23 protein-coding genes are annotated in these 23,473 nt (G+C 54.3%); 15 read left to right on the forward strand and 8 right to left on the reverse strand.

Annotation, left to right across the window (positions count from 1 at the left end; all coding sequences use genetic code 11):
• Nucleotides 1-717 (reverse strand): LrgB family protein, encoded by a 717-nt coding sequence (locus tag QN378_RS09555; RefSeq protein WP_322205530.1) that lies wholly within the window; start codon nt 715-717, stop codon nt 1-3.
• Nucleotides 714-1,076, reverse strand: coding sequence for a CidA/LrgA family protein (locus QN378_RS09560; RefSeq protein ID WP_323550625.1), 363 nt, complete (start codon nt 1,074-1,076; stop codon nt 714-716). The genes QN378_RS09555 and QN378_RS09560 overlap by 4 nt, the downstream gene beginning before the upstream one ends.
• 206 nt (nt 1,077-1,282) lie before the next feature.
• Between QN378_RS09560 and QN378_RS09565 the strand changes: the two genes are divergently transcribed.
• From QN378_RS09565 to QN378_RS09575, 3 genes are all read left to right on the forward strand, one after another.
• Nucleotides 1,283-1,738 (forward strand): MaoC family dehydratase, encoded by a 456-nt coding sequence (locus QN378_RS09565; protein WP_322205532.1) that lies wholly within the window; start codon nt 1,283-1,285, stop codon nt 1,736-1,738.
• 148 nt (nt 1,739-1,886) lie between these two features.
• Nucleotides 1,887-3,620: a C13 family peptidase gene (locus QN378_RS09570; RefSeq protein WP_322205533.1), complete on the forward strand. Its 1,734-nt coding sequence runs from the start codon at nt 1,887-1,889 to the stop codon at nt 3,618-3,620.
• A 27-nt stretch (nt 3,621-3,647) separates the two neighbouring features.
• Nucleotides 3,648-4,289 carry an NAD(P)H-binding protein gene (locus QN378_RS09575; RefSeq protein WP_322205534.1) on the forward strand — a complete coding sequence of 214 codons (642 nt, stop codon included), beginning with the start codon at nt 3,648-3,650 and terminating at the stop codon, nt 4,287-4,289.
• Nucleotides 4,290-4,368: 79 nt separating this feature from the next.
• On the opposite strand, the gene QN378_RS09580 is transcribed toward QN378_RS09575, so the two are convergent.
• The 4 genes from QN378_RS09580 to QN378_RS09595 form a co-directional block, all read right to left on the reverse strand.
• Complete coding sequence (locus QN378_RS09580; protein ID WP_322205535.1) at nt 4,369-4,656, reverse strand: YceK/YidQ family lipoprotein; 288 nt, start codon at nt 4,654-4,656, stop codon at nt 4,369-4,371.
• A complete protein-coding gene (gene ubiX, locus QN378_RS09585; RefSeq protein WP_322205537.1) occupies nt 4,649-5,278 on the reverse strand; it encodes a flavin prenyltransferase UbiX in 630 nt (209 codons plus the stop codon). The genes QN378_RS09580 and ubiX overlap by 8 nt, the downstream gene beginning before the upstream one ends.
• Nucleotides 5,275-6,624, reverse strand: a complete 1,350-nt coding sequence (gene mpl / locus QN378_RS09590) for a UDP-N-acetylmuramate:L-alanyl-gamma-D-glutamyl-meso-diaminopimelate ligase (RefSeq protein WP_323550624.1) — start codon at nt 6,622-6,624, stop codon at nt 5,275-5,277. The genes ubiX and mpl overlap by 4 nt, the downstream gene beginning before the upstream one ends.
• Before the next feature lie 227 nt (nt 6,625-6,851).
• On the reverse strand, nt 6,852-8,756 hold the full coding sequence (locus QN378_RS09595; protein WP_323550623.1) for a sigma-54-dependent Fis family transcriptional regulator: 1,905 nt from the start codon (nt 8,754-8,756) through the stop codon (nt 6,852-6,854).
• 281 nt (nt 8,757-9,037) lie between these two features.
• On the opposite strand from QN378_RS09595, the gene QN378_RS09600 reads away from it, so the two are divergent.
• The 11 genes from QN378_RS09600 (at nt 9,038) to QN378_RS09650 (ending at nt 20,864) form a co-directional block, all read left to right on the forward strand.
• Nucleotides 9,038-10,558 carry an aldehyde dehydrogenase family protein gene (locus tag QN378_RS09600; RefSeq protein WP_322205540.1) on the forward strand — a complete coding sequence of 507 codons (1,521 nt, stop codon included), beginning with the start codon at nt 9,038-9,040 and terminating at the stop codon, nt 10,556-10,558.
• Nucleotides 10,559-10,701: 143 nt separating this feature from the next.
• Nucleotides 10,702-12,072 (forward strand): ethanolamine permease, encoded by a 1,371-nt coding sequence (gene eat, locus QN378_RS09605; protein WP_322205541.1) that lies wholly within the window; start codon nt 10,702-10,704, stop codon nt 12,070-12,072.
• 96 nt (nt 12,073-12,168) lie between these two features.
• Entirely contained in the window at nt 12,169-13,563 is a 1,395-nt protein-coding gene (locus QN378_RS09610) for an ethanolamine ammonia-lyase subunit EutB (RefSeq protein ID WP_322205542.1), read from the forward strand.
• Between the two features lie 12 nt (nt 13,564-13,575).
• On the forward strand, nt 13,576-14,409 hold the full coding sequence (eutC, locus tag QN378_RS09615; RefSeq protein WP_323550620.1) for an ethanolamine ammonia-lyase subunit EutC: 834 nt from the start codon (nt 13,576-13,578) through the stop codon (nt 14,407-14,409).
• Nucleotides 14,410-14,515: 106 nt separating this feature from the next.
• Nucleotides 14,516-14,974 carry a GNAT family N-acetyltransferase gene (locus tag QN378_RS09620; RefSeq protein WP_323550619.1) on the forward strand — a complete coding sequence of 153 codons (459 nt, stop codon included), beginning with the start codon at nt 14,516-14,518 and terminating at the stop codon, nt 14,972-14,974.
• 182 nt (nt 14,975-15,156) lie between these two features.
• Entirely contained in the window at nt 15,157-15,807 is a 651-nt protein-coding gene (locus QN378_RS09625) for a DedA family protein (protein WP_322205545.1), read from the forward strand.
• Nucleotides 15,808-15,813: 6 nt separating this feature from the next.
• A complete protein-coding gene (locus QN378_RS09630) occupies nt 15,814-16,626 on the forward strand; it encodes a M90 family metallopeptidase (RefSeq protein ID WP_322205546.1) in 813 nt (270 codons plus the stop codon).
• Between the two features lie 121 nt (nt 16,627-16,747).
• Nucleotides 16,748-17,275: an inorganic diphosphatase gene (gene ppa, locus QN378_RS09635; RefSeq protein ID WP_219062705.1), complete on the forward strand. Its 528-nt coding sequence runs from the start codon at nt 16,748-16,750 to the stop codon at nt 17,273-17,275.
• 215 nt (nt 17,276-17,490) lie between these two features.
• Nucleotides 17,491-18,210 (forward strand): LexA family transcriptional regulator, encoded by a 720-nt coding sequence (locus QN378_RS09640; RefSeq protein WP_323550618.1) that lies wholly within the window; start codon nt 17,491-17,493, stop codon nt 18,208-18,210.
• Between the two features lie 512 nt (nt 18,211-18,722).
• Nucleotides 18,723-19,955 carry a tyrosine-type recombinase/integrase gene (locus tag QN378_RS09645; protein ID WP_323550616.1) on the forward strand — a complete coding sequence of 411 codons (1,233 nt, stop codon included), beginning with the start codon at nt 18,723-18,725 and terminating at the stop codon, nt 19,953-19,955.
• Between the two features lie 75 nt (nt 19,956-20,030).
• Entirely contained in the window at nt 20,031-20,864 is an 834-nt protein-coding gene (locus tag QN378_RS09650; RefSeq protein WP_323550615.1) for a hypothetical protein, read from the forward strand.
• On the opposite strand, the gene QN378_RS09655 is transcribed toward QN378_RS09650, so the two are convergent.
• Both QN378_RS09655 and QN378_RS09660 read right to left on the reverse strand, forming a co-directional pair.
• Nucleotides 20,822-21,982 carry a YagK/YfjJ domain-containing protein gene (locus tag QN378_RS09655; protein ID WP_323550614.1) on the reverse strand — a complete coding sequence of 387 codons (1,161 nt, stop codon included), beginning with the start codon at nt 21,980-21,982 and terminating at the stop codon, nt 20,822-20,824. The genes QN378_RS09650 and QN378_RS09655 overlap by 43 nt on opposite strands.
• Before the next feature lie 247 nt (nt 21,983-22,229).
• Nucleotides 22,230-22,460, reverse strand: a complete 231-nt coding sequence (locus tag QN378_RS09660) for an AlpA family transcriptional regulator (RefSeq protein WP_323550613.1) — start codon at nt 22,458-22,460, stop codon at nt 22,230-22,232.
• Nucleotides 22,461-23,009: 549 nt separating this feature from the next.
• On the opposite strand from QN378_RS09660, the gene QN378_RS09665 reads away from it, so the two are divergent.
• Nucleotides 23,010-23,345 (forward strand): hypothetical protein, encoded by a 336-nt coding sequence (locus QN378_RS09665; RefSeq protein WP_323550612.1) that lies wholly within the window; start codon nt 23,010-23,012, stop codon nt 23,343-23,345.
• Nucleotides 23,346-23,473: the final 128 nt, after the last annotated feature.

Here is a 23,473-nt window from a genome sequence, read left to right on the forward strand (position 1 = left end):
TTAAACGAATAACGACACAGCCAGGGGAAGAAACACCGCCGTGGCAACGCCCATCAAGCTCATTGCCAGCGCAGCAAATGCGCCGCACTCCTCGCTTTCCTGCAGCGCCACCGAGGTGCCGACGGCATGAGCGGTCAAGCCCAGGGCCATACCGCGCGCCGCATGATTCTGAACACCTATTACAGACAGCAAGCCCGGGCCGAAAATGGCACCGATAACGCCAGTAATCAACACAAACACCGCAGCCAATGGGGCAACACCACCAATTTGCTCAGCTACCAGCATCGCTATAGGCGAGGTCACTGACTTAGGCGCCATAGTCATCAAAATCATGTGCTCGGCGCCAAATAACCAGCCCAGCGTCACGCCAAGGGACGTTGCCAACACACCGCCAATAATCAGCGTAGTAAACGTCGGCCAAAATAATTGCTTGATCCGTCGTAAATTCAGATAAAGCGGCACAGCCAAGGCGACGGTAGCCGGGCCTAACAGAATGCTTAGAATCTCCGTACTTTTGCGGTACTCAACATAAGTCAGGCCACAACTGATCAATATGCCAATCACCAACACCATCGAAATGAGCACTGGCTGCAAAAATATCCAGCGGGTTTTCTCATAGGCCGCCAACATTAGCTGGTACGCGCCTAACGTAATCGCAATTCCGAACAGCGGATGATGAATAACCGATCCCCAGGCACCACTCCAGCCGATACTCATGAAGTCACCCGACGTCGCGTCTGACGCTGAATCAACTTCTGCATCAGCCAACCGACGAAGGCCAGCGACAATAACAATGACAACACAAGCGACCCGACAATGGCCCAGAAATCTGCAGCAATATCGGCGGCGTAGACCATCACCCCCACCGCTGGCGGCACTAGCAGCAAGGGCAGATAACGCAAGAGGCTGCTGGCGGCAAGGCTGATTGACTCATCGACTTCACCACGAATCATGAGAAAGACCATCAGTAACACCAGACCGATAATCGGCCCTGGCAGGACTGGAAGGAACAGGTGATTAAGCCCGGTACCCACCAATTGAAACAGCACCAACCAAGTCAGACCTCTGAGCAACATAAATAACTCCAACTAATTTGCGGCGCCATTATAGGCATGCCGTGGTGATGGCTGATAAATCGGCATTCGCCAAGCGCATACATCCTTGACCATCCCGGTGACCCGTGCTGATCTTAGAACCTGATACGCCGACAATGACGCTATCAACTTGCAATAAATGACAGGCCCGACAACCACTTTAATAAGAAAAAACAAGGAGAGTACCCATGCCATTTGTACCCGTCGAAGAACTCAAAACCTATGCAGGCAAGGAGCTAGGGTGTTCCGAGTGGCTCACCATTGATCAAGAACGTATCGATTTGTTCGCTGAAGCGACGGGCGACTTTCAGTTTATCCACGTCGACCCTGAAAAAGCAGCTCAAACGCCGTTTGGCAGCACCATCGCCCACGGTTTTCTGTCGCTATCGCTGATCCCAAAACTCATGGAAGACCTGTTCGTGGCGCCTGAAGGCTTGAAAATGGTGATCAACTATGGCTTGGACAGCGTACGTTTCATCCAACCCGTAAAAGTTAATTCGCGGGTTCGACTGAACGTTTCCATCGCTCAAGTGACTGAGAAGAAGCCTGGTCAATGGCTGATTAAAGCTATTGCCACTCTGGAAATTGAAGGTCAGGAAAAACCTGCCTACGTCGCCGAACCGCTGTCGCTGTGCTTCGTATAAGTCGCTAAAAACGCAAAACGCGGCTCACTCGCAATGTATTTGCCTCTATAAGCAACCACATAGCTGCGGCATACTCCCCGTGGCTGTGTGAGCGCGACTGCTCGAAGACCGTATTCACACGCCTGGAATCCTATTTTCGAGATCAACCATGCGCGCGCTCGCTTCACTCGCTCCACTGGCAATCATCCTACTACTCGTCGCTTGCGGTGAGGGCGAACCGTTATCGCCCCCCGACGCCCGCCTGCCCGATGGCGGCCGTTATCGCGGGGAGGTGGTCAACGGTCTACTGCAAGGGCGGGGCCGAGTGGATTATCCCAACGGTAGCTGGTACGTCGGTCAGTTTCAGAATGGTCAGTGGCACGGCGAAGGTGAATGGCACGCCAGCAACGGCGAGGTCTATCGCGGCCAGTTTCAAAACGGGCTATTTCATGGTTTCGGTACGTTGACCACCAGCACCGGCAGCTATGTGGGCGGCTTCAAACTCGGCCGACGTGATGGTGAAGGCACACTCAAAGAGCCTGGGGTGACCTATCGTGGCGAATTCAAAGCCGACCAATACGACGGGCTTGGCCATCTGGAGCTTGATGACGGCAGCCAATATCAAGGCTTGTTCGCCCATGGCAAACCCAATGGCGAAGGGCAACGCAGCGACGCCAGCGGTAATCAATTCGCCGGCAAATTCGTCAGCGGTCAGTTGGAAGGCAACGGCAGCTTTAACAGCGCCGATGGCGACCAATACGTCGGCGGCTTCCATGACAATCAACTGCAGGGCAGAGGCCGCTATGAGAATAGCGATGGCGACGTCTGGATAGGGCAGTTCAAAGACGGCGCGCTCGGCGGCCAGGGCCAGTTGATTGGCGCCGATGGTAGCCGTTACGAGGGGCAATTCGCCAACTGGCGCTTCTCCGGGGAAGGCCGTTTGCGCCTCGCCGATGGCAGCGTGTATCAGGGCGGGTTCCTTGCCGATAATTATGAAGGCCGAGGTGTCCTGAGCCTGCCGGACGGGGCAATACAAAGCGGGATCTGGAGTAACGGTCAGCGGGTGCGTGATGCCCAAGGTAAATTGCTGCCCGATTCGCTGGAAATCGGTTTACTCGCCCAAGGCTCCTTACTGGACAAAGCTTTAGCTGCTGTTCCAGCATCGACCCCTGCCGTAGAGCTTTATACATTGGTGGTGGGTGGCGATGGCAAGCAGAGTGTGTTCATGCGCGAAGCCGACTACGTCAGCAACCTGCTGGCGACACGCTTCGGCGCCTACGGGCAAATCAGCCTGGTCAATCATCGCGACCACATGGGTGATCGTCCATTGGCCACCCGAGAAAGTATCAGTCGGGCTGTGCAGACGCTGGCACAGCGCAGTGGTCCCGAAGACCTGATATTTATCTACCTGACCAGTCACGGTACACATAATCATGAGTTGGTCCTTGATCAACCACGCCTGGAGCTGACAGATTTACCCGCAGACGAACTTGCCGCTGTTCTTGCTCCCTTAAAAGGACGAGACAAGATCGTCGTGATATCAGCGTGTTACTCGGGCGGCTTCATTCCGGCTATCAAAGACGATCGAACTTTGGTCATCACTGCGTCACGGTCCGACCGAGTTTCGTTTGGGTGCTCGGAAGAGGCCGACTTTACCTATTTTGGTGAAGCCCTTTTTGCCAAAGCATTGGCCGAGACAGATGACCTGCAACAAGCTTTTAATCTAGCCAAAGTGTATGTCGCGGCCCGAGAGGCCAGCGACAACTTCGAAGCATCGGAACCACAAATCTGGGCACCTAAAGCGGTACTCGCACACTGGCAGCAGTTGAGAAAAACCCAGGCACAACGGGCACTTTCTGCCTCGCTGGTCCGCAAGGACGCAAAAATTATAAGCAGCCACTAAACTGCAGCGTATTGAGGGAGAAACATTATGTATTTGACGCCCCAACACATTCTGCTAAGCGGTGCCACTGGATTGACCGGCGAACATTTACTTGATCGTTTGCTCAACGAACCCACCGTCAGTCGTGTACTTGCTCCAACTCGTCGCCCACTTGCTGACCATCCCCACCTGGAAAACCCAGTAGGGGAACTGACTGCCTTGTTACCCGCGTTAGCCGGCCCGGTAGACATCGCCTTTTGTTGCCTGGGCAGTACGATCAAACAGGCAGGGTCCAAAGAAGCCTTTCGCGCCATCGACTTCGATTTGGTGGTGGCGTTCGCCCACCGAGCCCGTGAGCTGGGCGCGCGGCATTTGGTGGTAATGAGCGCGGTGAACGCAGACCCGGCATCCAGCATTTTCTATAGCAAGGTCAAAGGCGAAGTGGAACAAGCGCTCATGGCTCAAGGCTGGCTACAACTGACCATCGCCAGGCCCTCGCTGCTGATCGGCGAGCGTTCGGAACAACGTTTGGCCGAACAACTGGCAGCGCCCTTCGCTAAATTGATTCCAGGCAAATACAGAGGCATCGACGCTTGTACCGTAGCCCGCGCGCTATGGCGCCTGGCGCTGGAAGAACAGAACGGCGTACGCATTGTCGAGGCACAAGAGTTGAGTAGGTTGGGCAAGTAAACGTGCGGCGCTGTCGGAACGATCTTCGGCTGCTTCCGGTAGTTCCAATCAATAAATTTTTATAATTCAATGTCATGCACTACAAACCACCCGTCGCTGAATACCCTACACCCAGTACGCTTAACAGCGACAACGGTAAAAGGAGGGTATCGAGCAAAGCACTTGCCGGCAGGTCGACGCGGGGCCAATCGGGGGCTTCGGCGCCAAAGCGGTCTTTAGCGCAGCATCCGCCTTCTATGGCGTACAAATCCAGTCGCATGCCCGAGTAAACCACCGGCGCACCTGGTTGGGCAGCGTCGAGGGTTCGGGCCGTTGCGCAGCCGGTCAGGTTTAACAGCATCAAGCTCAGTAACAGTGGCTTATTCATCGGCGCTCAAATGATGTTCGCCCCAACGCGGCAGCATGTCTTGGGGAATATTCAACAGATTCAGAATCCGCGCGACAACGAAATCAATGAGGTCGTCGATGGTCTGTGGTTGGTGATAAAAGCCCGGCGACGCAGGCAAAATCACTGCCCCCATGTTCGACAGTTTGAGCATGTTTTCCAGATGAATACTTGAGTAAGGCGCCTCACGCGGTACCAGAATCAACTGGCGTCGCTCTTTCAGCGTCACGTCCGCAGCGCGCTCAATAAGATTGTTACAGGCGCCGGTGGCAATTGCCGACAAGGTGCCTGTCGAGCATGGCACCACCACCATTGCAGCCGGAGAGCCTGAGCCGGAAGCGACGGATGACATCCAGTCTTCCTTGCCATACACCCGAATCTGCCCGGCGGCGGCACCGGTATACTCGGTCAAAAACGCCTGCATCATCATCGTCTTTGGCGGCAACGAAACGTCGGTCTCGGTCGCCAGTACCAACTGTGCCGCCTTGGAAATCAGAAAATGCACTTCTCGCTCTTCCCGTACCAGGCAGTCGAGCAAGCGCAAACCATATTGCGCACCAGACGCGCCCGTCATCGCTAGAGTTATACGCTCAGGACCACTCATTTCAGTGCCTCCGCCAATTTGCTATGTAAACCGCCAAATCCGCCGTTGCTCATGATTACCACCTGGGTACCCGGCTTAGCCTGGCTTTTGACTTTGGCGATGATGGCGTCGAGGGACTCACATACCACCGACGGCACCGAACACAAAGCGGCCGTGGCGGCGAGATCCCAGCCCAGATTAGCAGGGGCGTACCAAATAACTTGATCAGCCTGGTGCACGCTGTCCGGCAAACCGTCCCGGTGGGCGCCGAGCTTCATTGAATTGGAACGTGGCTCAATGATCGCAATCAAGTGGGCATCGCCGATGTGTTTGCGCAGGCCATCAAGTGTTGTAGCAATGGCTGTCGGGTGGTGGGCGAAGTCGTCATAAATAGTTACGCCGTTGACTTCGGCAACCTTTTCCATGCGCCGCTTGACGCTTTCGAACGCACTCAGCGCTTCAACGCCCTGCTTGGGCACGACGCCGACATGTCGCGCGGCTGCCAACGTCGCCAGGGCATTGGCCACGTTGTGTTGGCCGGTCATGTCCCACTCGACCACACCCTGCACAACGCCTTCAAAAATCACTTCAAACCGCGAACCGTCCTCGCTCAACAAGCGCGCTTGCCACTGGCCTCCCTGGCCAGTGGTTTGCACAGGTGTCCAACAGCCCATCTGAATGACCCGCAACAGAGCGGGTTCGGTGGTGGGATGAATCACTAACCCTTCACTTGGAATGGTCCGCACCAAGTGATGAAACTGCCGCTCAATCGCCGGCAGATCAGGAAAGATGTCAGCGTGATCGAATTCAAGGTTATTCAAGATCGCGGTGCGCGGGCGGTAGTGGACGAACTTGGAGCGCTTATCGAAAAATGCACTGTCATATTCGTCGGCCTCAACCACGAAAAACGGTGTATCGCCCAGACGGGCCGACACTGCGAAGTTCTGCGGCACACCTCCGATCAAAAAGCCGGGGCTCATGCCGGCGTGTTCCAACACCCAGGCGAGCATGCTGCTGGTGGTGGTTTTACCGTGGGTACCGGCGACGGCCAAGACCCAACGACCTTGCAACACATGATCAGCCAGCCATTGCGGACCCGACACATACGGCAGGCCCTTATTCAGCACGTACTCCACCGCAGGATTGCCCCGGGACAGCGCGTTCCCAATCACCACCACATCAGGTGCCGGGTCCAGCTGCGCCGCGTCGTAGCCCTGAGTCAGCTCGATGCCTTGAGCCTGCAACTGGGTGCTCATGGGCGGGTAAACGTTAGCGTCCGAGCCGGTAACCCGATGGCCCTGCTCTTTAGCCAGCACCGCCAATGACCCCATGAACGTGCCGCAAATACCAAGAATATGAATATGCATAATCAACCTCGTAAAACATGGGCGCAGGTTAGCGTAGCGAGCGGTGTGTGGCGAGGGGGCAGCCCTTGTCATGAACGAATGCAGGCCTGTCGTTGCGCATTCGAGAGCATGTCGACTGGGTGTCCCTTACCATCAATGCCCCCGAGCGAAGCAGGGACATTTCTGCACGGTTAACGGGTGACCGATGCCCACTTCCAATTGAAAGACCGGGCGGTCACGAGTTTGGGCTAGCGCTCTATCCCGTGTTTACGAAGTTTGCGATACAAGGTATTGCGGCTAACGCCTAATTGTTCGGCAGTGTGGGTCATGTGCCAGCGCTGCTCTTCCAGCACGGCCAACAGCGCAGCGCGCTCAGCGTCGTCCAGTGGGTGCTCGCTTACCAGTGTCAACGAGGCAGACGCGACGTTTTTTCGGATAGCGCCAGGCAACTCATCCAAGCCAATACGCTGCTCATCGCACAACGCGATTACGGTCCGTAGTACCGTGCGCAGCTGTCGCACGTTTCCCGGCCAAGCGAAATCCAGCAGCGCGCGACGGGCCGACTCTTCGAGCACAACGACCTGACCTCCAGCCTCTTCTGCCAGTAAAAAATCCAGTAGTTGCGACTTATCGCTGCGTTCACGTAACGCAGGCAACGCGATCTCAAGACCATTGAGGCGGTAATACAAATCCTCGCGAAAACTGCCGTCGGCCACCCGCCCCAGCAGATTACGGTGAGTCGCACTAATAACCCGCACATCTACCGCAAGAGGTTCGCCGCCGAGTGGGACGACCAGACGGTCTTCCAGCACCCTTAATAGACGCGTTTGCAGCGCCAGCGGCATGTCGCCGATTTCGTCGAGAAACAATGTTCCACCATCGGCCTGCTGCAGCTTGCCGCGCATGCCTTCTTTACGGGCACCGGTAAAACTGCCGCCGCGATAGCCGAACAACTCGCTCTCAATCAAGCTTTCAGGAATTGCGGCACAGTTGAGGGCCACGAACGGTTTGTCGCTGCGTAGGCTTGCTTGATGCACGGCCTTGGCAAAGGCTTCTTTACCCGAGCCGGTTTCGCCGTTGACCAACAAGGGCACGTCGCGCTCAAACACCCGCAGCGCTCGACGAAAATCATTTTGTAACGCTGGGTCGGCCAAGCAAATACCGCTCAACCGCGGCGTGACGGTGGGCGTTAGGGGCGCCAACGTTAGCGGAACGTTGCGCGGTTGCCCGCGCAACAAAGCAAACAAACGCCGACCGTCGCGGGTACGCAACGGCCAAGTGGCGGTGGGCTGGGCACTGCCGCGAGCGAATAACTGATCCATCGAACAATCAAATAAAGCGTTAACCGCTTGGCCAAGCAGGTTGCCGCGACCATAACCTAGAAGATTCAGAGCGCTCTGATTAACAGCGCTGACAAGCCCTTCGCCGTCAAATGCCATCAGTCCTTCGCTGAACAAACCGACCGATTGCGCCTGAAGATGAAAGCGCAGCAGCCATTGGTCATCGCAATGATGCAAAAAATAGCTGCGCTCGATCACCTTAGCGGACAGGTTGACCAGCGCCATCGTGTGAAACTGGCTCTGCCTGGATACGTCATGCCGCGCCGACGAAACGTCCAGCACCGCGAGCAAATCGCCATGTGGATCGAATACTGGGCTCGCCGAACAAGTCAGACCAGTATGGCGGCCACGAAAATGTTCTTCTTGGTGAATGGTCAATGATTGGCGCTCGACCAAGCAGGTGCCGATGCCGTTAGTGCCTTCACACTCCTCGCTCCAGTCAGCCCCAAGCCACAGCCCCGCGCGTTCGAAAATGGTGTGTTCAGTAGGTGCGGTAACACAGTTGAGAATGATCCCGCGGGCGTCGGTTAACAACACCGCGTGCCCAGCGCCCGAAAGCTGCTGGTGCAGGCTGTTCATTTCGCCGCCTGCAAGGCTCAGCACCTGCTGCATCCGCTCGCGGCGCTCAAGCAATCGACCATGCTCAAGCACCGTGGGGGCAATGGTCAGCGCCGGATCGAGATGGTGTTCCTCAAGACAACGCAGCCAAGAGCGAGCGATAGATGGATCGCTGCTCGGACCTCGCAAATGGGTTTTGCCCTGTGCGAACGTAAGGACTTGTCGGGCATGGCGTGTTAAATGGTCACTTTGCACTTTTTATTATTCTCCAGTGGAGTTGCCGCAAGCATCCTCCACGACAACCTGCTTTGCAATGTGACCCGTTGTTCAGCCATAGCGCTGTACCGAGAACGGTACAAAGTGTCACGCAGCTCGTCCCAGCAATGAGACAAAGAGGATATTTTATCGCGATAAATCTGAGGCAAACCCCTATAAAACCTACGTTTCGCGGCGCTGGCCCGACCTTTGCTCTACGCTTTACCTAAGCGCCAAAGCGCGTACTCCCCTATAAACACAAAAGCCAGGAGACACTCATCATGCGTTACGCCCATCCCGGAACTGAAGGCTCCATCGTTTCCTTCAAAAGCCGCTACGGCAACTACATCGGTGGCGAATTCGTGCCGCCGGTCAAAGGCCAATATTTCGAAAATATTTCGCCAGTCAACGGCAAGCTGATCGCCGAATTTCCACGCTCCAGCGCTGAAGACGTCGATAAAGCCCTCGATGCCGCACATGCTGCTGCCGATGCATGGGGTAAAACGTCGGTTCAGGCGCGGTCGTTGGTCCTGCTGAAAATCGCAGACCGTATCGAGCAAAACCTGGAACTGTTGGCCGTTACTGAAACCTGGGACAACGGCAAAGCGGTTCGTGAAACCCTGAACGCCGATATCCCATTGGCCGTCGATCACTTCCGTTACTTCGCCGGCTGCCTGCGCGCGCAAGAAGGCAGCGCAGCAGAAATCGATGGCAACACCGTGGCTTATCACATTCATGAACCACTGGGCGTGGTCGGCCAAATCATTCCCTGGAACTTTCCATTGCTGATGGCCGCCTGGAAGCTTGCACCGGCGTTGGCTGCCGGTAACTGCGTGGTGCTGAAGCCTGCCGAGCAAACTCCTTTGGGCATCAGCGTCCTAATGGAATTGATTGGCGACCTTCTGCCACCAGGCGTGCTGAATATCGTTCAGGGTTATGGCCGCGAAGCTGGCGAAGCACTGGCCAGCAGCAAGCGCATCGCCAAAATTGCTTTCACCGGTTCGACGCCTGTTGGCTCGCACATTATGAAGCTGGCGGCGGAAAACATAATTCCGTCCACCGTAGAGCTGGGCGGCAAATCGCCGAACATCTTCTTTGAAGACATCATGCAAGCCGAGCCAGAGTTCATCGACAAAGCCGCTGAAGGCATGGTCTTGGCGTTCTTCAACCAAGGGGAAGTTTGCACCTGCCCGTCGCGAGCACTGGTGCAAGAGTCGATTTACCCTGAGTTCATTAAAGCCGTGCTGAAAAAGGTCGAGCAAATCAAACGTGGCGACCCGCTGGATACCGACTGCATGGTTGGCGCCCAGGCCTCCGAACAGCAATTTGACAAGATTCTTTCGTACCTGGAAATCGCCAAGGGCGAAGGGGCCGAGTTGTTGACCGGTGGTAGCGTCGAAAAACTCGAGGGCGACATGGCTGGCGGTTATTACATCCAGCCGACGCTGCTCAAAGGCAACAACAAGATGCGCGTCTTTCAGGAAGAAATCTTCGGCCCAGTGGTCAGCATCACTACGTTCAAAGATGAAGCTGAAGCCATTGCCATCGCCAATGACACCGAGTTCGGCCTGGGCGCTGGCCTGTGGACCCGTGACATCAACCGCGCTTACCGCGTCGGCCGGGCACTGAAAGCGGGGCGCGTATGGACTAACTGCTATCACTTATATCCAGCACACGCTGCATTCGGTGGCTACAAAAAGTCCGGCGTAGGCCGCGAAACCCACAAAGTTGCACTAGAGCACTATCAGCAGACTAAAAACTTGTTGGTCAGCTACGACACTCATCCGCTGGGCTTCTTCTAAGTCCACACTTTAAACGGTTGCTCATAATCTCCGGTCAGTTGCGGCTAGTTCGCGACTGGCGCGGGGGTTGCATGCGTTTAACCATCGAGCAGCAGTACTCGTATTGAAAGTTAACTAAACCAATAATGCTGACGCGAGGACTTATGACTACTACAACAACGCTCAAACCAACACTGGGTACCCTGCATTTATGGGGTATTGCAGTAGGACTGGTAATTTCCGGCGAATATTTCGGATGGAGTTACGGTTGGGGTGCGGCAGGGACGCTGGGGTTTTTAATCACTACGTTAATTGTCGCCACGATGTACACCTGTTTTATTTTCAGCTTTACCGAACTCACCACCGCGATTCCTCATGCGGGCGGCCCGTTTGCCTATAGCCGCCGAGCCTTTGGTGAAAAAGCCGGGTTAATCGCTGGCATAGCGACCTTGATCGAGTTTGTCTTTGCACCCCCCGCCATCGCCATGGCCATCGGCGCTTACTTGAACGTGCAGTTTCCAGAGTTGGACCCGAAACTCGCGGCCGTCGGCGCGTACATCATCTTCATGGGCCTGAACATATTAGGCGTTAGCATTGCCGCCACCTTTGAATTGGTGGTGACTGTATTGGCTGTCCTTGAACTGCTGGTTTTCATGGGCGTGGTCTTGCCTGGCTTCAGTTTTAGTAACTTTGCCCTTAACGGCTGGTCGGGTGCCGACACTTTTAGCGTCGGCTCGGTGCCGGGTATCTTCGCCGCCATCCCCTTCGCTATCTGGTTCTTTCTCGCCATCGAAGGCGCCGCCATGGCTGCCGAAGAAGCCAAAGATCCCAAGCGTACAATCCCCAAAGCTTACGTCAGCGGCATTTTAACCTTGGTGTTCCTGGCGATTGGCGTGATGGTCATGGCCGGCGGTGTAGGCGATTGGCGTCAGCTATCGAACATTAACGATCCGCTCCCGCAGGCGATGAAAGCTGTAGTCGGGACTAACTCCAGCTGGATGCACATGCTGGTATGGATTGGTTTATTCGGCCTGGTGGCGAGCTTTCACGGCATTATCCTCGGCTACTCTCGGCAGTTTTTCGCCCTGGCGCGTGCCGGCTACCTGCCAAAAAGTCTGGCTAAACTCTCGCGATTCCAGACACCGCACCGGGCCATTCTGGCCGGTGGAGTGATCGGTATTGCCGCGATCTACAGCGACGGCTTGGTTAACTTACAAGGCATGACCCTGACGGCAGCGATGATCACCATGTCGGTGTTTGGGGCCATTGTGATGTATATCATCAGCATGCTCAGCCTGTTTAAACTGCGCAAAACCGAACCGTTGCTGGAGCGTACCTTTTTGGCGCCGGGCTACCCTATCGTGCCGGGCATTGCGCTGTTTCTGGCATTGGTGTGTCTGGTAGCGATGGCATGGTTCAACGCAGTCATCGGTTTAGTCTTCCTTGGCTTCATGGTGGCAGGCTTCATCTACTTCCAATTGACCGCCAAACAACGCTCCGATGCTCCAGCGGACGCTATGCTGACAGGGATCTAAGTTGCTCCTGTGCCGGGCCCCGCCCGGTACAGGCCCCATTCAAGTGCAGGCCGGTCGCCTGGCGCGCACTGGTAGAGCCACAGGAGGACTTGGTCCATGGCTGCGTTTGCCCACACCGTCGGTGCCCAAACTTACCGTTTCGATAACCTCAAAGAGCTGATGGCCAAAGCCAGCCCCGCACGTTCGGGGGATTTTCTGGCAGGTATTGCGGCACTCAACGACGGCGAGCGAGTGGCCGCGCAGATGGCGCTGGCCGATACCCCGCTCAAGCATTTCCTTGAAGAAGCGTTGATTCCTTACGAAAACGACGAAGTCACCCGACTGATCATTGATACCCACGACACACTGGCTTTTGCGACCGTCAGCCACCTGACTGTCGGCGGCTTTCGCGACTGGTTGCTTAGCGACCACGCCAATGAAGACAGCCTACGCGCCTTGGCGCCCGGCCTGACCCCGGAAATGACTGCCGCCGTGTCGAAGATCATGCGCGTGCAAGATTTGGTGTTAGTGGCGCAAAAGATCCGTGTGGTCACCCGTTTCCGCGGCACTATGGGCTTGCGCGGGCGCTTATCTACCCGGCTGCAACCTAATCACCCTACCGACGAACCCGCTGGAATCGCCGCCAGCATTCTTGATGGTCTGCTCTACGGCAACGGCGATGCAATGATCGGCATCAATCCGGCCACGGACAGCACGGCGTCGATCATTGCGCTGCTGGAAATGCTCGACGCGATCATCCAGCGCTACGAGATTCCGACCCAAGCCTGCGTGTTGACCCACGTCACCACCGCGATCGAAGTGATCAATCGCGGTGTGCCTCTGGACCTGGTGTTTCAATCCATCACTGGTACTGAAGCGGCCAATGCCAGTTTCGGGATCAATCTGAATGTTTTGCAGGAAGGCTACGAAGCGGGTCTGAGCCTGAATCGCGGCACTCTTGGGCACAACCTGATGTATTTCGAGACCGGCCAAGGCAGCGCGCTGTCGGCCAATGCCCACCACGGCGTCGATCAACAAACCTGCGAAACCCGCGCCTATGCAGTGGCCCGGCATTTCAATCCGTTCCTGGTCAACACCGTGGTTGGTTTCATCGGCCCGGAATACCTTTACAACGGCAAACAGATCATCCGTGCAGGGCTTGAGGATCACTTTTGCGGCAAGTTGCTGGGCGTGCCCATGGGTTGCGACATCTGTTACACCAACCATGCCGAAGCCGATCAAGACGACATGGACACTTTGCTAACGCTGCTGGGCGTGGCCGGGATCAACTTCATCATGGGTATTCCGGGCTCCGACGACATCATGCTCAACTACCAAACCACGTCGTTTCACGATGCATTGTATGCGCGGCAAACCCTTGGCCTGCGGCCCGCGCCTGAATACGAAGCCTGGTTGGCAAAAATGGGCATCTTCACTCAGGCCGACGGCCGCGTGCATTTCGGTGACAGCCTGCCACCCGCTTTTCGCCACGCGCTGGCAAACCTTGGATGAGCGAACTGACCCATGGCTGAAAAACCTGTTTTGCCCAGCAACAGCCAGAATCCCTGGCTTGAATTACGGCGCCTGACCCCGGCCCGGATTGCCCTCGGACGCACTGGAACCAGCCTGCCCACGAGCGCGCAGCTGGATTTCCAATACGCTCACGCTCAAGCGCGGGACGCCGTCCATCTTCCTTTCGATCACTCGGGACTCAGCGCGCAACTGGCAGCACGTGGCCGCGAAACACTGCTGTTGCACAGCGCGGCGATGGACCGGCACAGTTATTTGCAGCGCCCAGACTTAGGCCGCCGTTTGGATGATGCCTCTGCCCAGCAACTGCGCGACTACTCGGCAGCCCATCCCGGCGGCGTCGATGTGGCGATCGTGGTGGCGGATGGCTTGTCATCCTTGGCAGTGCATCGACATACATTGCCGTTCTTGCAGCGCATGGAAGAGCAGACTGCCGCCGAGGGCTGGTCACTGTCTCCCGTGATATTGGTGGAACAAGGCCGAGTCGCCGTGGCTGATGATATCGGCCAGCGATTGGGGGCAAAAATGGTGGTAATCCTGATTGGTGAACGCCCTGGCCTTAGTTCTCCTGACAGCCTAGGCCTGTATTTCACTTACGGACCAAAAGTTGGCCTGACCGACGCGTCCCGCAATTGCATTTCCAATGTACGTCTAGAGGGGTTGAGCTACGGCTTGGCGGCCCATCGTTTGTTGTACTTGATGCGTGAAGCCTGTCGGCGGCAACTGTCCGGGGTGAGCCTGAAAGACGAAGCGCAGCTTCACACACTGGAATCGGCCCCTTCAGCACCGATAAAAAACAATTTCCTGCTGGCGAAACCTAAAGACTGAGCAGCATTGGATTGCGCTTTCTAAAAGGTTTAGGCAGCATCGAAGCCCACTGACACACCCCGTTGACTTGCCATTCCTCTCATTGCCGTGAAGTTGAGGCCCAAATATGCGGATTATCCAAGCCACTCTCGAGCATCTGGACCTTCTGACTCCGCTGTTCGTCAAATACCGCGAGTTTTATGGCGAGCTGTCGTACCCCGATTCATCCCGCGCCTTTTTAGAAAAACGTCTACGCCGCAAAGAGTCAGTGATCTACCTGGCATTACCCGATGACGACGATAAAAAAGTGCTCGGCTTCTGCCAGCTTTATTCAAGTTTTTCATCGCTGTCGCTTAAGCGCGTGTGGATTCTCAACGACATCTACGTCGCCGAAGACGCCCGTCGCCAGTTGGTCGCTGATCACTTGTTAAAGAGCGCAAAGAAAATGGCCAAAGATACCCAAGCGGTGCGCATGCGTGTCTCCACCAGCAGCAGCAATAAAGTGGCGCAGAAGACCTATGAATCTATTGGGTTCAAGATCGACACACAATTTGTTAACTACGTGCTGCCGATCAGCGAGGATTGAGATTACTTCACAGAACCTCGGCGTCCATGAATATTGTCGGGATCGCTGAGCCGAAACATCCTGATACGCTCCATGACAAACTGTTCCAGCAAAGCCCAGCTCGCCCCCTATAATGCAGCCCTTGAAGTACTCCCCTTTTAAGCGCTCGGCCCAAACATGGGTCATGTACACAGGTGCCGCACATGGATTTCAACCCGATTGACGTTATTTTGCATCTCGATGTTTACCTCGACATGCTCGTGACTAACTACGGCACCTGGATCTACGCGATCCTGTTTTTGGTGATTTTCTGCGAAACCGGGCTGGTGGTCATGCCTTTCCTGCCGGGCGATTCGTTGCTGTTCATCGCCGGCGCAGTGGCGGCGGGGGGTGGTATGGACCCGGTTCTGTTGGCTGGTTTACTGATGCTGGCCGCGATCCTTGGCGACAGTACTAACTACATCGTCGGCCGAACAGCGGGAGAAAAATTATTCAGCAACCCGAACTCAAAAATATTCCGTCGCGATTACCTGAATAAAACTCATGACTTCTACGAGCGCCATGGCGGAAAAACCGTGACGCTGGCACGCTTTCTGCCAATCATTCGCACCTTCGCGCCTTTCGTCGCAGGCGTCGGCAAAATGACCTATCTGCGGTTTTTCCTCTTTAGCGCGCTGGGCACTGTCGCCTGGGTTGGTGGGTTGGTAACCCTGGGCTACTTCTTCGGCAACGTTCCGTTCATCAAGAAGAACCTTTCGTTATTGGTCGTGGCGATCATTCTTCTGTCACTGCTACCCATGATCATTGGTGTGGTTCGTGGGCGCCTGGCCTCTCGCTCGGCTAATGCGCGCTGACACGCTATGTGGTCACTCAGCGCTTGGCATCGACGCCGGATTCTCGACCAGCATCCAGTAGATGACGACGTATGGAATCGCGTGCTGCACCGGCTCGCGATTCTGGACGGGCTGACCGCCGACCAACATCAGCAGTTACTCGAATGCAGCGTGTTGTTCCTGCGAGACAAACACCTGACAGCCTTGCCAGGCGTCGAACTCAATCAAGAGCAGCGTCTGTTTCTTGCCGCTCAGGCACAACTGCCGCTGCTTAACCTTGGCGACTTGAACTGGTACCGGGGTTTTCACGAAGTGCTGCTATACCCTGGCGACTTCGTCAGTCCGCAACGCCATCGCGATGCCAGCGGCGTCGAGCATGAGTGGGAAGGCAAGCACAGCGGAGAAGCGTGGTCTCAAGGCCCGGTGATTCTGGCTTGGCCTGGCGTGCTATCCAGCGGCAGTTGGAACGGCTCCAATTTGGTTATCCACGAACTGGCGCACAAACTCGACATGCTCAATGGATCAGCCGACGGCTTTCCGCCACTGCACAGCGACATGCGTAACAGTGACTGGGCCAGCGCCATGCAAAGCGCCTACGACCACCTCAATCAGCAACTGGACTATCACCCCCACAGCCCACCGGCCATTGATCCGTATGCGGCGCAAAACCCGGCGGAGTTCTTTGCGGTCACCAGCGAATACTTTTTCAGCGCCCCCGATGCTCTGTTCAAGGCCTTCCCAGCTGTTTACGAGCAGCTCAAAGCCTTCTATCGTCAGGATACTTTGAGCCGGCTGCACCAACTTCGGCGCGAGCATCACGCGCACAACACACACGACTAAGGTCTAGGGCCTATGGGCCCATTGCCATGCGTGGCAACGGGCCTTGAATATGCCTATAATCGCGGCCACTTTTTGATCTTCTGATCAAAGCCTGACTGGTTAACTACGGGGGCAACGCCCAATGAGCTACAGCAAAATTCCGGCTGGCAAAGACCTGCCGAACGACATCTACGTCGCGATCGAAATTCCGGCTAACCACGCGCCGATCAAATACGAAATCGACAAAGAAACCGATTGCCTGTTCGTTGACCGTTTCATGGCCACCCCGATGTTTTACCCGGCCAACTACGGTTTTATTCCGAACACCCTGGCTGACGACGGTGATCCCCTCGACGTGCTGGTCGTGACGCCTTATCCGGTCACCCCAGGTTCGGTCATCCGCGCCCGCCCGGTCGGCATCCTGCACATGACCGACGACGGCGGCGGCGATGCCAAAGTCATCGCAGTCCCGCACGACAAGCTGTCCCAGCTATACGTTGACGTCAAAGAGTACACCGACTTGCCGCCGCTGCTGCTTGAGCAAATCAAGCACTTCTTCGAGAACTACAAGGATCTCGAAAAAGGCAAATGGGTGAAGATCGAAGGTTGGGGTGATGCTGAAGCTGCCCGTACTGAAATCATGAAGTCGGTGGCCGCGTTTAAAGGCTGATCAACGACCTAAATAGCCTCGGTTTTCTTGCCCGGAAGCCGAGGCTTTTTTTATGCGCGGGATTTGACTGTTTACTCATTAAGCAACACTCCGAGAAACATCCTACACAACAGCACGGAACATGTAGTCCGAGCACTCAAAATCCCGTTTGATCTACCTCTCATTTGAACACCTCGTTTATTTAAACGGCCTGCCGACCTCCGTAAACTCGCATTATGAATACATCAGGTGACCGCTTACGCGCCCTCCTTCGGGAGTGCCATCTCTCAGCCACAGACTTCGCTGCCAACCGCAACGTGACGCCCCAACACGTGAATAACTGGTTCAAACGTGGCATCCCCATGGCGCGTATGGGTGAAGTGGCTGAACTATTAACTGTTAACCCGAGATGGCTGCGATCGGGAGAAGGCCCAAAACACCCTGGTGACAACTACGATGAGACGAGCGTCGCCGACACTGATCGTGCAACCCTCCAAATTGCCGAAGACGTGCGACTGCCGCTCCTTGAGGAAATAGAGGCGCCCCAAGGCTTAGGCCAAACTGTAGTCGTCCAAGCAACCACTCGAAAAATCCGCCTGCCGCTAAGCACACTGCAATCCATGAGCATCGAACCGGGCAACGCCGTATGCGCTCAGATGATCGGCAACAGCATGGCCGAGAAGATCCAGGCGGGGTCCATCGTCGGCATCGACCGCGGCCTGACACAAATCATCGACGGCGAAATGTACGTCCTCGAACACGATGGCATGCTCCGCGTGAAGTACCTTTATCGATTAGCCGGCGGATGCCTCAGGCTGCGCAGCCACAACAGCGCCGAGTACCCCGACGAGGTCTATGCCCCCGAACAAATTCAGCAACAAAATATTCGAGTCGTGGGATGGGTTTTTTGGTGGTCCACATTAAACACTCGCCGACGACCGGTATCGTTTCGATAAAGATGTTAAACGGTCTGTTGAAACGGGGGGTAGGAATCGAGACTCACCTCAAATTGGTTACCTCTGAGAGAGCGAATTCATTGGCGAAGGCCGTTAAGTGGTCGACCTGGAACACCTCGCTCACTCTGGCGAAAACGCCAATTCAGCCAGCCCTCTGCACATAAATGCTGGGCTTCCCCCCCGATCCCCAGTATCATCCGCGCCACGTTTTACTCGAAGCGAACGACCTGTTTGCCTCGCACCTATTCAGTCGCCCCCGCTGCGGGACGCACATTTGAAGGCGGTTGCGGTTTACCAAAAATAAACCAAACCCGTCACCGAGAAGCCGGCCACAAGCCGGCTTTTTAATTGTCCGAAATAATCCTATCCCATCCGAGAATCCTGCCGATAGCCTAGCTATTACAGGCGTTTCAAGCATTACCCTGTCCGATGGTGTTCAACACCATTCGACCTCATCCGACGATGAAGTGGGGGGACAAATGGGGGGACAAAGGGACGACAGGGGAAATTCAATGGGTAAGCTGAATCCGAAACAAGTCGAAAACCTGACCGAAGCCGGCACCTATGAAGACGGTGATGGGCTTCGCTTGGTCGTCAAACCTACCGGGCGTAAATCCTGGCTACTCCGCTTTCAGTTGGCGGGCCGTCGTAGGGAGATGGGCTTGGGCTCGTTTCCTGAGGTCAGCCTCAAGAAAGCCAGGCAAGACGCCAGCACTAAACGAACCCAGTTGAGCGACGGGGTTGATCCCTTAGCCGCTCGCGACATAGAGCGCGCTACGCAACGCGAAGCTCAGCGAGCCAGTGAAGCAAAGCAGCTGAAGTTCGAGACACTCGCAAAAGATTACTGCGAAGCCCACGGGGGCAGTTGGTCAGAGAAGTGGCGAAAAGGCTGGCTGCGGAAGCTGGAGCTGTATGCGTTTACTCACATTGGCAAGCTCTCAGCCGAGGAGATCGGGACGCCTCAGGTGCTCAAGGTGCTGCAACCAATCTGGGCCACCAAGACTAGAACCGCCGACGAGGTTCGTGGCCAGATCGAGCAAATCCTGGACGCCGCCAAGGCCCGCAACCTTCGGGAGGGCGAAAATCCTGCTCGCTGGCGCGGACACCTGGACAACCTACTGAGTCGAGCCGAAAAGAAGAAGGCTCGAAAACGCGAACACTTTGAAGCCTTACGTTGGCAGGAGGTGCCAGCCCTGATGACCAAACTCAGTACAAACACCACGCCAGCATCCTTCGCCGCTCAACTGCTGATCACGACCAGCGCACGTGCACACATGGTGAGGTTTGCACGCTGGGATGAGTTTGACCTGGAAACCGGTACTTGGTCTCTACCGGATGAGCGTATGAAGATGCGAGTAGCTTTTGTAATCCCGCTTGCCGAAGAAGTCGTAAAGCTGGTGCAGAGTATTCCGCGAGATGAAGGAAGCCCCTATCTATTCCCAGGTCAGGGTAAGACAGGGGTCATGCATGCAAACGCAGTACGAACGCTCCTACATGCCATGGGGTACGAGCACATCACGCGACACGGCTTTCGTTCTTCATTTCGTGACTGGGCTGGTGAATGCACACACTACCCACGCGAGGTGTGCGAGATGGCACTCGCGCATGACGAGCGAGACCAAACTGAGGGAGCCTACTCTCGCTCCGACTTCCTCGACAAGCGACGTGCACTCATGACAGATTGGGCAGACTTCATCCGCAAGCCGATCACGGAGATCACAAGAAAAGCAGCTACTGCAAAGTAGCTACCTCAGACCAGCAGGTAAATTAGCTTCTGCGCAGATCTGCCCTTTAATAAAGCCCGGAAGGCTGAGGTTTCTATGACAACTCTTTCAAATGAAGAAATCGATGTATTGAAAGCGGAACCAAAAACCGAGCTTGAAAAAATCTACGAACATGGCCTACTAACATCAAAAAACAAAGACCTTCACAACATTGCAAAAACAACAAATTTCCTATCAAACATGGAAATCAAAGACGCAATGAAAGAAACTTATTTCTTAATTAACAAGAGGCTAACCATATTCCTAAGATCACTTAGAATAGACTTACGAGAAAAAATAACTTCCGAACTACAAATAATCGCCAAATGCATGACCAAGAGCCAAACAAAAACAACGCTAAAGACATTAAGTAAAAAAGTTATTTTATCACGAGAGCATCGCACAATTTTCAATCATTTCGCTGAAGCATTTCAAACATTCAATTTTGCAATCATTATCGCAACGACTCACCTAGAAACCACCGAGATATCCATTCCCAAAGCTGAGCCTAAAGTCATAGTCATGGCCCTGCTCCTAAGCCTGCAATGTCTTTATAAAGGAGATATGAGACTAATCCGAGAGTCGGCAGATCCAGATCGAAAGCAACTAGCCAATGATGCATCTACCGAAAAGTCCAAGCATTACGCCCGTGCCCAAGGTCAAACCTGCATACTCCTTAGAGAACTTGCACCTAAGGGCGGATGGACAAGCAAACCTCAAGCCGCCAAGGTCACCGCTCCAATCCTGGAGGAATTCTTAAGCTTGAACAAAATTAGCACCCCAAATCAGGTCACACCCGGAAATGTACAAAGGAGGGTAAGAGACTGGCTGAATAAGGTAGCAAGTATTCAAATGGCATATTTAGAAAATTGCTCAACAGCGAAAATTTGACCTGAGCATTGCGATAAGGGTGTAGCTTGTATTCCTTTCACCCTGGGCCTACCCGGTTTCTTACCTTCTACTTTCTTTACCACTCCCTTCCCAAAACAACGTTTCCCTCTCGGCAGGCAAACAGCAATCCAACGATCTATCTTCACCAGATATGCTGCGGCATCTTTGACCGCCAGTATCTTTGCTGTATCATAATGATCGATCTCCCCTACCCCGCAAGTTTTATAATAAAGCTCCTTGCCAGTACAGTTCCAATAGCTCCCTAGCCCACCCGTTATCTCATTAGCCCACATCTCCCCTATTGCCTTGCCAATTGCTATATGTCGCATAACCTTAGACCCATCTAGAAAAAGCATAAAATGATAGTGAAACCCCCTCCTTTTACCGTATTCCAGCTTCCACGCATAACCCACCATTGCATACGGCGAATTACTTTTTGATAGAATCTTCAACAGCTGGTCGCGATGCTTAAAAACGCAATCTGAATTCTTTTGCTCATCCGTTTTATTATATACACAATCGAATTCATCCACTTCCAGCTCAAACCTCTTGTACGACAAATCAATCCTAACCACTAACAGCCGAGCACATACGCCAATAAGATCATCGATATAGCTCTCGAAGCTCACGTACAGCTTGTTAGCCGCACGGGCATGATCACGCTCAGCCTTCTTAAACTCTTTTGATGTAATAGCCTCATAGACCCCCATAGCGAAGGCGTTCATCTGCCGCAGCGACTCATCCTCATCAACCATCAATGAATCAGAGCATATGCCATACGGAAATGCTTGACGACACTCATAAAATTTATCTATGTAAGGACTAAGCTTGTAATTAGTCTTAGCCCACTCATACTCCAATATACTCTCTCGCATCGCGCTGACAACCACTCTACCTCGTTTGCTAGTAACCAAATTAGACTTCTGATACTTAGCGGTCAATAGCGCCTTACCCTTGGTTTCTTGAATAACCCTAATAGCTGCAACGACTTTCGTAATTCCACCAAAGAACATGTTCTCGCCATCAAACTCTTGATGGCATCCATCCTGCTCGCCGTCAAATATGCTCTCTACACACTTTCCCCTCATTACAGCGCACAGCTCATCATACTCATCCATAAAGGTTATTCTCTCAATGCAATTAGAAAAGCTATACAAGGAGCTGTTACCCTTAGGATTACAGAGGGCATTATCTCTATCGACATGGTTATTATTTATATAACATAAGACCCAGAACTCAAGCCAGATTCACATACCAGCAACTCCAATAGGAAATATTAAAACACATACCGCGACAAGCACATTTTGAGATATAACAATAAACTTCATCACTAAAAAGTTAGCACACCACCAGAGCGCTTTTTATTCACGCTAACGAGTGACTCTGCTTAATCTTCGACTCGATCCATTCACTAATACTGGACTCGATCCATCCAACTGATTTGATACCAATTTTTATAGGCTTAGGGAAGCTCTCGTCATAACGCGACGATTTGGGATTTATGCGGTCGTAGATGGTCGATCTCGATAGCCCAACCCGCTGTATCACATGACACAGGCGAAGCACTCGAAGTGATGATGATGGTTCTGTGCTCATTTGAGACGCCCTCGTAGGTAAGAGAGCTCTACTCTAGGTAAGCCGACCAACCAAAAAAACCACCGGCTATCCTACATGCATTTCTGGTTAGGATTTGTGAGGCGTGGTCAGGGGGGCCGCCGACGCGGCCAATGGCCACACATACGCCCAGGCCCACGCGCATCATGGACTCCCCCTCCATCTGGCGGATGCAGAGGCCTGGAAACTTAGTTCTCAGATAAGAAACTTAGTTCTCACGTCAATTTCCAGCAAAAAACGTCTACTCCCAACCCTGTCCTACTCGATCTAAGCCAATCTCATACCATCCAAACTGATCCCTCAGAAAAACCAAACTGCACAAATCAAGCCACTCCAGCAATAAAAATCAAAAACCAGACACATGGTTAATTTGATTGCCTCAATATAATTTGAGTCATACATCACCCCGCTGTACCTATCCGCATTAAGCATTACAGCCCCAGACTCGATAGCTCATCGTTCAGGCAGGTCGCATACGCGGCCTGCTTGATGGGCTCTATGCCCGTGCAATAACCTTAAGGAACCCTATACATGACCACTCAATGCCCACGCTGTCACTCCACCGCTGTCATCACCAAGGATTTAGCTAGGAAAGTCGGCGCCCTTATCGGCACCGTCGGTGGCGCCGCCCAAGGGGTCACCGGCGCCATAGCCGGTGCCGAGGTTGGCGCTCTCATCGGTGTTGTGGCTGGCCCCGCCGGTGTCATTGCTGGCGGTATGGCCGGAGCTATTCTCGGCGGATTAGCCGGAGCGGCGACCGGCTGTATCGCGGGCGCCAAACTCGGCGAAGTCATCGATGAGCGGGTTTTGGACAATTACCGCTGTCTCGACTGCGGACTGTCGTTTAGCTGCCGTCATTCCGCTTGAACTGCTCATCTCCTGCTTGAAGTCACCGCTCTTCGCTGTCTGATCCATCACTTCACCCCCTCTCTATCAACACTCCGCATGTCGACTGGTCCCTGCTGAATGCTCAGCGGCCTTGCCGTGCGCCTATG

Origin of the sequence: Pseudomonas sp. 10S5 (assembly GCF_035019745.1) — a bacterium.
GTDB lineage: Bacteria > Pseudomonadota > Gammaproteobacteria > Pseudomonadales > Pseudomonadaceae > Aquipseudomonas.

Bases quoted from the DNA above. Each gene is read 5' to 3' on its own strand.
- QN378_RS09640 (WP_323550618.1), top strand. From the start codon at position 17,491: ATGAATACATCAGGTGACCGCTTACGCGCCCTCCTTCGGGAGTGCCAT.
- QN378_RS09600 (WP_322205540.1), top strand. From the start codon at position 9,038: ATGCGTTACGCCCATCCCGGAACTGAAGGCTCCATCGTTTCCTTCAAA.
- QN378_RS09625 (WP_322205545.1), top strand. From the start codon at position 15,157: ATGGATTTCAACCCGATTGACGTTATTTTGCATCTCGATGTTTACCTC.
- QN378_RS09620 (WP_323550619.1), top strand. From the start codon at position 14,516: ATGCGGATTATCCAAGCCACTCTCGAGCATCTGGACCTTCTGACTCCG.
- QN378_RS09575 (WP_322205534.1), top strand. From the start codon at position 3,648: ATGTATTTGACGCCCCAACACATTCTGCTAAGCGGTGCCACTGGATTG.
- QN378_RS09580 (WP_322205535.1), bottom strand. From the start codon at position 4,656: ATGAATAAGCCACTGTTACTGAGCTTGATGCTGTTAAACCTGACCGGC.
- QN378_RS09610 (WP_322205542.1), top strand. From the start codon at position 12,169: ATGGCTGCGTTTGCCCACACCGTCGGTGCCCAAACTTACCGTTTCGAT.
- QN378_RS09645 (WP_323550616.1), top strand. From the start codon at position 18,723: ATGGGTAAGCTGAATCCGAAACAAGTCGAAAACCTGACCGAAGCCGGC.
- QN378_RS09660 (WP_323550613.1), bottom strand. From the start codon at position 22,460: ATGAGCACAGAACCATCATCATCACTTCGAGTGCTTCGCCTGTGTCAT.
- QN378_RS09665 (WP_323550612.1), top strand. From the start codon at position 23,010: ATGACCACTCAATGCCCACGCTGTCACTCCACCGCTGTCATCACCAAG.
- QN378_RS09570 (WP_322205533.1), top strand. From the start codon at position 1,887: ATGCGCGCGCTCGCTTCACTCGCTCCACTGGCAATCATCCTACTACTC.
- QN378_RS09655 (WP_323550614.1), bottom strand. From the start codon at position 21,982: ATGGATGAGTATGATGAGCTGTGCGCTGTAATGAGGGGAAAGTGTGTA.
- eat (WP_322205541.1), top strand. From the start codon at position 10,702: ATGACTACTACAACAACGCTCAAACCAACACTGGGTACCCTGCATTTA.
- QN378_RS09560 (WP_323550625.1), bottom strand. From the start codon at position 1,076: ATGTTGCTCAGAGGTCTGACTTGGTTGGTGCTGTTTCAATTGGTGGGT.
- ubiX (WP_322205537.1), bottom strand. From the start codon at position 5,278: ATGAGTGGTCCTGAGCGTATAACTCTAGCGATGACGGGCGCGTCTGGT.
- QN378_RS09555 (WP_322205530.1), bottom strand. From the start codon at position 717: ATGAGTATCGGCTGGAGTGGTGCCTGGGGATCGGTTATTCATCATCCG.
- QN378_RS09565 (WP_322205532.1), top strand. From the start codon at position 1,283: ATGCCATTTGTACCCGTCGAAGAACTCAAAACCTATGCAGGCAAGGAG.
- eutC (WP_323550620.1), top strand. From the start codon at position 13,576: ATGGCTGAAAAACCTGTTTTGCCCAGCAACAGCCAGAATCCCTGGCTT.
- mpl (WP_323550624.1), bottom strand. From the start codon at position 6,624: ATGCATATTCATATTCTTGGTATTTGCGGCACGTTCATGGGGTCATTG.
- ppa (WP_219062705.1), top strand. From the start codon at position 16,748: ATGAGCTACAGCAAAATTCCGGCTGGCAAAGACCTGCCGAACGACATC.
- QN378_RS09650 (WP_323550615.1), top strand. From the start codon at position 20,031: ATGACAACTCTTTCAAATGAAGAAATCGATGTATTGAAAGCGGAACCA.
- QN378_RS09630 (WP_322205546.1), top strand. From the start codon at position 15,814: ATGTGGTCACTCAGCGCTTGGCATCGACGCCGGATTCTCGACCAGCAT.